This window comes from Pseudomonas sp. HMWF006 (assembly GCF_003061205.1).
Lineage (GTDB): Bacteria > Pseudomonadota > Gammaproteobacteria > Pseudomonadales > Pseudomonadaceae > Aquipseudomonas > Aquipseudomonas monsensis.
Genome location: NZ_QAIU01000264.1, coordinates 1 through 6921 on the forward strand (window position 1 = coordinate 1; position 6921 = coordinate 6921).

The 6921-nt window shown below is 59.3% G+C and carries 5 protein-coding genes; 4 read left to right on the top strand and 1 reads right to left on the bottom strand.

Going from position 1 to position 6921, the window contains the following annotated elements; all coding sequences use genetic code 11:
• Together DBR24_RS10905 and bfr are read left to right on the top strand one after the other, a co-directional pair.
• On the top strand, window positions 1-1111 hold a 1111-nt coding region (locus DBR24_RS10905), incomplete at its 5' end, for a catalase (protein WP_128614737.1).
• A gap of 151 nt (window positions 1112-1262) precedes the next feature.
• A complete protein-coding gene (gene bfr, locus DBR24_RS10910; protein ID WP_128614738.1) occupies window positions 1263-1727 on the top strand; it encodes a bacterioferritin in 465 nt (154 codons plus the stop codon).
• 63 nt (window positions 1728-1790) lie between these two features.
• On the opposite strand, the gene uvrA is transcribed toward bfr, so the two are convergent.
• Window positions 1791-4625 carry an excinuclease ABC subunit UvrA gene (gene uvrA / locus DBR24_RS10915; RefSeq protein WP_123463699.1) on the bottom strand — a complete coding sequence of 945 codons (2835 nt, stop codon included), beginning with the start codon at window positions 4623-4625 and terminating at the stop codon, window positions 1791-1793.
• Between the two features lie 191 nt (window positions 4626-4816).
• On the opposite strand from uvrA, the gene DBR24_RS10920 reads away from it, so the two are divergent.
• Together DBR24_RS10920 and DBR24_RS10925 are read left to right on the top strand one after the other, a co-directional pair.
• A complete protein-coding gene (locus tag DBR24_RS10920; protein WP_123463701.1) occupies window positions 4817-6214 on the top strand; it encodes an MFS transporter in 1398 nt (465 codons plus the stop codon).
• A 9-nt stretch (window positions 6215-6223) separates the two neighbouring features.
• Complete coding sequence (locus tag DBR24_RS10925) at window positions 6224-6742, top strand: single-stranded DNA-binding protein (protein ID WP_007966163.1); 519 nt, start codon at window positions 6224-6226, stop codon at window positions 6740-6742.
• The last annotated feature ends 179 nt before the right edge of the window (window positions 6743-6921 follow it).

Sequence of the window (6921 nt, forward strand, 5' to 3'; positions counted from 1 at the left end):
GTTCTACACCGAAGAAGGCAACTGGGACATTGTCGGCAACAACACGCCGGTATTTTTCATCCGTGATCCGCTGAAATTTCCAGACTTTATCCACACCCAAAAACGTCTGCCGCAGAGCAACCTGAAAAGCGCGCAGATGATGTGGGATTTCTGGTCACATTCCCCGGAAGCGCTGCACCAGGTCACGATTCTGTTCTCTGACCGCGGCATTCCAGACGGTTATCGTCATATGCACGGCTTCGGCAGCCACACCTACAGCCTGATCAACGCTCAAGGCGAGCGTCACTGGGTGAAATGGCACTACAAAACCAAGCAAGGGATCAAGAACCTCGCCCCGGCAGACGCCGCACGCCTGGCCGGTACTGATCCGGACTACGCGCAGCGTGACCTGTTCGAAGCGATCGAACGCGGCGAGTTCCCGAAATGGCGCGTATGCATCCAGATCATGACCGAGGCGCAGGCTGCAGCGCACTACGAGAACCCGTTCGACGTGACCAAGACCTGGTCGCAGAAGGAGTTCCCGCTGATCGAAGTCGGTGAGCTGGAGTTGAACCGCAACCCGCTCAACTATTTTGCTGAAGTCGAGCAAGCTGCGTTTGGGCCGAGCAACATGGTGCCGGGTGTCGGTCTGTCGCCAGATCGCATGCTGCAAGGCCGTGTCTTCGCCTACGCCGATGCCCATCGCTACCGTGTTGGCACCAATCACCAGCAATTGCCGGTAAACGCGCCACGTAGCCCGGTCAACACTTACCAGCGTGATGGCTCAATGGCCTTTGGCAGCAATGGTGGTGCAGCGCCCAACTATGAGCCGAACAGCTACATCGAATCGCCAAAACAGGCACCACGCTATGCGGAGCCGGCATTGGCTTTGAGTGGTGCTGCCGATCGCTACGATCATCGCGAAGACACCGATTACTACAGCCACGCCGGTGCGTTGTTCCGACTGATGAGTGACGAGCAAAAGGCCTTGTTGGTCAGCAATATCGCCGGCGCCATGAGCGGTGTTACACCCGATGTGGTTGACCGCCAACTGCAGCATTTCTACAAAGCCGATCCAGCGTATGGAGAAGCAATCGCAAAGCTGCTGGATGTACAGCTTAACGAAGTCTAAACGAGAAGCAGAACCGCCCTCATTGAGGGCGGTTTTTGCGTTATTTAGGCTGCTTTTCTCAGAATTTCTTCACTTTTATTGCGCGGAAAGAGTGACCTTCCAGTCGGCTTGGTTCAAACTACAGACCTTTCATGCAGGGAGATGTAGGGCGATGCAAGGCCACCCAGACGTTATCGATTACCTCAACACGTTGCTGACCGGCGAGCTGGCCGCGCGTGACCAATATTTTGTTCACTCGCGCATGTATGAGGACTGGGGTTTCACCAAGCTCTACGAACGAATCAATCACGAGATGGAAGAAGAAGCGGGTCACGCTGACGCGCTGATGCGCCGGATTCTGATGCTCGAAGGCACGCCGCGCATGCGTCCGGATGATCTGGATGTCGGCAGCACCGTGCCGGAGATGCTCGAAGCCGATCTGCGTCTTGAGTACAAAGTCCGTGCCGCACTGTGCAAAGGCATTGCGTTGTGCGAACAGCACAAAGACTACGTCAGCCGCGAGATCCTGCGGGTTCAGCTCAACGATACCGAAGAAGATCACACCTACTGGCTGGAAAAGCAGTTGGGCCTGATCAAGCTGATTGGTCTCGAGAACTACCTGCAATCTCACACCTGATTGCCCAGACAAAAAAAGCCCCTGTCACTGTTGCGGTGACAGGGGCTTTTTCATGCCCGGCGTTTAAGCGCGATCGCGAATCAGCAACGGCTTGAGGTAATGCCCCGTGTGAGATTGTTTCATCTCGGCCACTTGTTCCGGGGTGCCGGTGGCGATGATCTGTCCACCTTTGGAGCCACCCTCCGGCCCGAGGTCGACCAGCCAGTCGGCGGTCTTGATCACGTCGAGGTTGTGTTCGATCACCACCACGGTGTTGCCGTGGTCGCGCAAACGGTGCAGTACGTCGAGCAATTGCTGGATATCCGCGAAGTGCAGGCCGGTGGTCGGCTCATCGAGGATATACAAGGTCTTGCCGGTATCGCGCTTGGACAGCTCGCGTGACAGCTTGACCCGCTGCGCTTCACCGCCGGACAAGGTCGTCGCCGACTGCCCGAGCTTGATGTACGACAGACCGACGTCCATCAGCGTCTGCAGCTTGCGCGCCAGCGCGGGTACCGCGTCGAAGAATTCCCGAGCTTCCTCGATGGTCATTTCGAGCGTTTCGTGGATGCTCTTGCCCTTGTATTTGATCTCAAGGGTTTCGCGGTTGTAGCGCTTGCTCTTGCACACGTCGCACGGCACGTAGATGTCCGGCAGGAAGTGCATTTCCACCTTGATCAGGCCATCGCCCTGGCACGCTTCACAGCGCCCGCCCTTGACGTTGAACGAGAAACGCCCCGGACCATAGCCACGGGAGCGCGACTCGGGCACGCCGGCGAACAGTTCGCGGATCGGAGTGAACAGGCCGGTGTAGGTTGCCGGGTTGGAACGCGGCGTACGACCGATCGGGCTCTGGTCGATATCGACCACCTTGTCGAGATGTTCCAGGCCTTTGATGCTGTCGTGCGCGGCAGCTTCCAGCGTGGTCGCACCATTGAGTGCCGTGGCGCTCAGCGGGAACAGCGTGTTGTTGATCAGGGTTGATTTGCCCGAGCCGGACACACCGGTCACACACGTCAGCAGACCAATCGGGATTTCCAGGTCGACGTTGCGCAGGTTGTTGCCGCGCGCGCCCTTGAGCGACAGGGTCAGTTTCTTGTTGCGCGGTGTGCGTTTGGCGGGCACTTCGATCTTCACTCGCCCGGACAGGTACTTGCCGGTCAGGGAGTCAGGATGCGCCATGACTTCGGCTGGCGTACCTTCGGCGACGATCTGCCCACCATGCACGCCGGCACCCGGGCCGATATCCACGACATAGTCAGCCAGACGAATGGCGTCTTCGTCGTGCTCGACCACAATCACTGTGTTGCCGATATCGCGCAGGTGCTTGAGGGTGCCGAGCAAGCGATCATTGTCGCGCTGGTGCAGGCCGATGGAAGGCTCGTCGAGGATGTACAGCACCCCGACCAGACCGGCACCGATCTGGCTGGCCAGACGAATCCGCTGTGCCTCACCGCCGGACAGGGTGTCCGCACTGCGATCGAGCGACAGGTAGTCAAGGCCGACGTTGACCAGAAACTGCAGACGCTCGCGAATCTCCTTGAGAATCTTGTCGGCAATTTCGCCGCGGCGGCCGGTCATCTTCAGCTCGCCGAAATACTCGCACGCATCGCCGATCGGCAGATTGGTCACCGCCGGCAGGGTTTTCTCACCTACCCATACGTGCCGCGCCTCACGGCGCAGGCGAGTGCCACGGCAGTCCGGGCAAGCCTGGGTGCTGAGGAACTTGGCCAGTTCTTCACGCACGCTGGCCGACTCGGTCTCGCGGTAGCGGCGCTCAAGGTTCGGCACGATGCCTTCGAACGGGTGCGAGCGTTTGACGATATCGCCGCGGTCGTTCAGGTATTTGAAATCGACGTTTTGCGAACCGCTGCCGTGCAGGATGAATTTCTGCTGGTCGGCCGGCAGTTCGTTGAACGGTACTTCCAGGCTGAAGCCATAGTGCGAGGCCAGTGACCCGAGCATCTGGAAGTAATAGACGTTGCGCCGGTCCCAGCCGCGGATCGCCCCTTCGGCCAGTGTCAGGTCGCCGTTGACCAGACGTTTGATGTCGAAGAATTGCTTAACGCCCAGACCGTCACAGGTCGGGCAGGCGCCGGCCGGGTTATTGAAGGAGAACAGCTTGGGTTCCAGTTCGCTGATCGCATGGCCGCAGATCGGGCAGGCAAAGCGTGCAGAGAAGATCATCTCTTCGCCCGGCTCGTCGTCCATCGGCGCGACCAGGGCAATGCCGTCTGCCAGTTTCAGCGCGGTCTCGAATGACTCGGCCAAGCGTTGCTGCAGGTCGGCGCGGACCTTGAAGCGGTCGACGATCACGTCGATCGAGTGCTTCTTCTGCTTGTCCAGTTTCGGCAGTTCATCAAGCTCGCAAATGCGGCCGTTGACCCGGGCGCGGACGAAGCCCTGCGCGCGCAATTCCTCGAACACCGACAAGTGCTCGCCCTTGCGTTCGCGTATCACCGGCGCCAGCAACATCAGTTTGCTGCCTTCCGGTTGGGCCAGCACCAGGTCGACCATCTGGCTGACGGTCTGTGCTTCCAGCGGAATATCGTGATCGGGGCAGCGCGGCGTACCGACGCGTGCATACAGCAGACGCAGGTAGTCGTAGATTTCGGTGATGGTGCCGACCGTGGAGCGCGGGTTGTGCGAGGTCGACTTCTGTTCGATGGAGATCGCCGGCGACAGGCCTTCGATGGTATCGACGTCGGGTTTTTCCATCATCGACAGGAACTGACGGGCGTAGGCCGACAGCGATTCGACATAGCGGCGCTGACCTTCGGCGTACAGCGTGTCGAAGGCCAGAGACGATTTGCCGGATCCGGACAGGCCGGTGATGACGATCAGTTTGTCCCGTGGCAGGGTCAGGTCGATGTTCTTCAGGTTGTGGGTACGGGCCCCACGTATCAGGATCTTGTCCAAAGTGGCCTCGCTCGGCGGGCGTCGAAAACGTAGGAGTATACGGGCAAATACTGGATGGATGCACACTATCAAGCGAAGCGTTTTTTGCTCTACATGAAGAGAGTTTCATCTATACGTGGCAAAGCGTCGCGATATACCCCGTCTTTCGATGGGACTGGTAGAATCGCCGCCGGTTCACACGAGGTTTTTCCATGCACGATCCCCACAGCGAACGCATGAGTGGTAGCGAGACCCGCGCGGCGAGCGGTCTGGCCCTGGTGTTCGCCTTCCGTATGCTTGGCATGTTCATGGTGTTGCCGGTCCTGGCGACCTATGGCATGGATCTGGCGGGCGCGACCCCGGCCTTGATCGGGCTGGCCATCGGCGCTTACGGCCTGACCCAGGCGATTTTCCAGATTCCGTTCGGGATCATTTCCGACCGTATTGGCCGGCGCCCCGTCATTTACCTGGGCTTGATCGTCTTCGCCCTTGGCAGTGTGCTGGCCTCGCAGGCGGATTCGATCTGGGGCGTGATCGCCGGTCGCATCCTGCAAGGCGCCGGGGCGATTTCCGCGGCGGTCATGGCCTTGCTCTCCGATCTCACTCGCGAACAGCACCGCACCAAGGCGATGGCCATGATCGGCATGACCATCGGTCTGTCGTTTGCCGTGGCCATGGTCGTCGGGCCGTTGTTGACCCGGGCTTTCGGGCTCTCGGGCTTGTTCCTCGCCACCGGGGCGATGGCCCTGATTGGTATCGCCATCATCCTGTTCGTGGTGCCGAAGTCCACCGGGCCATTGCAGCATCGTGAGTCCGGCGTTGCGCGGCAGGCGTTGATGCCGACGCTCAAGCATCCGGATCTGCTGCGCCTGGATCTGGGCATCTTTGTGTTACATGCCATGTTGATGTCGAGCTTCGTGGCCTTGCCGCTGGCGCTGGTGGAAAAGGCCGGTTTGCCCAAGGAACAGCACTGGTGGGTCTACCTCACCGCGTTGTTGATTTCGTTCTTCGCCATGATCCCGTTCATCATCTATGGCGAGAAGAAACGCAAAATGAAACGAGTTTTGCTCGGCGCCGTCATGACGCTGATGCTCACTGAGCTATTCTTCTGGCAGTTCGGTGACAGCTTGCGGGCGCTGGTGATCGGCACGGTGGTGTTTTTCACCGCGTTCAATCTGCTGGAGGCCTCATTGCCGTCGCTGATCAGCAAGGTTTCACCGGCGGGCGGGAAGGGCACGGCGATGGGCGTGTATTCCACCAGTCAATTCCTGGGTTCGGCACTCGGCGGGATACTTGGCGGCTGGCTGTTTCAGCATGGCGGTCTGTCGGTTGTGTTCCTTGGATGTGCCGGTCTGGCTGCCATCTGGCTGGCCTTTGCTGTTACCATGCGCGAACCTCCCTACGTGACGAGTCTGCGCTTGCCGTTGTCGCCCGAGGCGATCCGTGAAGCGGGTCTGGTCGAGCGCCTCAAGGCCCTCGTAGGGGTAACAGATGCAGTGATAGTCGCTGACGAAGCGGCTGTTTACATCAAACTGGACAAAGAATTAGTGGATCGCGACACCCTCGAACGCCTGGTGAACAACCCGGCCGGGGCTGCTTGCGAAGCCTAGGAGAACGTTATGGCCCGTGGGGTTAACAAAGTCATATTGGTCGGCACTTGCGGCCAGGATCCCGAAGTTCGCTACCTGCCTAACGGTAACGCCGTGACCAACCTGAGTCTGGCAACCAGCGAACAGTGGACCGACAAGCAAACCGGTCAGAAGGTCGAGAAGACCGAATGGCACCGTGTGTCGATGTTCGGCAAGGTTGCCGAGATCGCCGGCGAATACCTGCGCAAGGGTTCGCAGGTCTACATCGAAGGCAAGCTGCAGACCCGCGAGTGGGAAAAAGACGGTATCAAGCGTTACACCACTGAAATCGTGGTCGACATGCAAGGCACCATGCAACTGCTCGGCGGCCGTCCACAACAGGGCGACCAACAAGGCGGTGGCAACAACTACCAGCAGCAGGCTCCGCGTCAGCAGGCGCCACGCCCGCAGCAGTCGGCTCCGCAACAGCGCCCGGCCCCGGCTCCACAGCAGGCCGCACCGCAACCGGCTCCGGATTTCGACAGCTTTGATGACGATATTCCGTTCTGATTGGTTGCTGCATCCGCGTTAAATAAAAAGGCCCGTCGCAACAAGCGACGGGCCTTTTTTGTGGGAGCGAGCCTGCTCGCGAAGGCGTCGGGTCAGTCAAAACATTTATTGAATGACAGTCGGTTATCGCGAGCAGGCTCGCACAGGTTGTTCGTTTTCAGTCGAGGATCAAGTGGGGC